Below are 1,457 nucleotides of genomic sequence, written 5' to 3'. Positions count from 1 at the left end.
CAAATAATCAGCCTGCAAACATAAAAGGCCGTCTGAAAATCAATTTCAGACGGCCTTTTATATTCATCAATCCAATCAGTTTTTCATCGATTGAACCGGAGCCGGGATTCTGCCGCCTCGGTTGACAAATACTTCGCACGAACCTTCTTTAACCGGCATTACAGGCGCGTAGCCCAACAAGCCGCCGAACTCGACGCTGTCGCCGACGGTTTTACCGGTTACCGGAATAATGCGCACGGCAGTGGTTTTGCTGTTGATCATGCCGATGGCGGCCTCGTCGGCGATGATGCCGGAAATGGTATGCGCAGGCGTATCGCCGGGGACGGCAATCATGTCCAAACCAACGGAGCAGACGGCTGTCATAGCTTCGAGTTTGTCCAGTGTCAGCACACCGGCTTCAGCAGCGGCAATCATGCCCTCATCTTCTGAAACAGGGATAAATGCGCCGCTCAAACCGCCGACCGCGCTGGAAGCCATCATGCCGCCTTTTTTCACGGCATCATTCAGCAAGGCCAAAGCTGCTGTCGTGCCGTGCGTACCGCAGACGCTCAAGCCCATTTCTTCAAGAATGCGCGCCACCGAGTCGCCGACAGCAGGGGTTGGTGCTAACGACAAGTCGAGGATACCAAACGGGATATTCAGCATTTTTGAGGCTTCGCGGCCGATGAGTTCGCCCACGCGGGTAATTTTGAAAGCGGTTTTCTTCACAACTTCCGCAACTTTGGTCAATGTCGTTGCATCTGAATTTTCCAACGCGGCTTTTACAACACCCGGGCCGGATACGCCGACATTGATAACGGCATCCGCTTCGCCCGAACCGTGAAACGCGCCCGCCATAAACGGATTATCTTCTACTGCATTACAGAACACGACAATTTTGGCGCAGCCGAAACCTTCGGGCGTGATTTCAGCCGTGCGTTTGATGGTTTCGCCTGCCAGCTTGACCGCATCCATATTGATACCGGCACGCGTGCTGCCGATATTAATGGAGCTGCACACGATATCGGTGGTTTTCATGGCTTCGGGAATGGAACGGATCAGCACTTCGTCCGAAGGCGACATACCTTTTTGCACCAGCGCAGAAAAGCCGCCGATAAACGACACGCCAATAGCTTTGGCTGCCTTATCCAAAGTTTGCGCCACGCTGACATAGGAGTCGGCATGGGTGGCCGCGGCGATTTGGGCAATCGGCGTAACGGAAATGCGCTGATTCACAATCGGTACGCCGTATTTGGCAGACAGATATTTTGCCGTTGCCACCAAGTCTTTGCCGATGGTGGTGATTTTGTTGTAAATATTTTGGTTCAACACATTGATATCGCTGCTGATGCAGTCGTGCAAATCAATGCCGATGGTAATGGTGCGCACGTCAAAATTCTGGTCGGCAACCATTTTGACGGTTTCAAGTATCTCATTACTGTGGAAGTTATTCATGGGGTTCGGCCTTTCTTGCAGGT

The 1,457-nt window shown here is 52.4% G+C and carries 1 protein-coding gene; it reads right to left on the bottom strand.

Translation table 11 applies throughout. From position 1 onward, the window contains the following. Positions 1–75: 75 nt before the first annotated feature. Positions 76–1,434 carry a PFL family protein gene (locus ACTHUM_RS13970; protein ID WP_107769248.1) on the bottom strand — a complete coding sequence of 453 codons (1,359 nt, stop codon included), beginning with the start codon at positions 1,432–1,434 and terminating at the stop codon, positions 76–78. Positions 1,435–1,457: the final 23 nt, after the last annotated feature.

Source organism: Neisseria sp. P0021.S006, from assembly GCF_051956895.1.
Note: the sequence above shows the minus strand (reverse complement) of the source record. Positions and strands in the feature narration are given on the sequence as shown.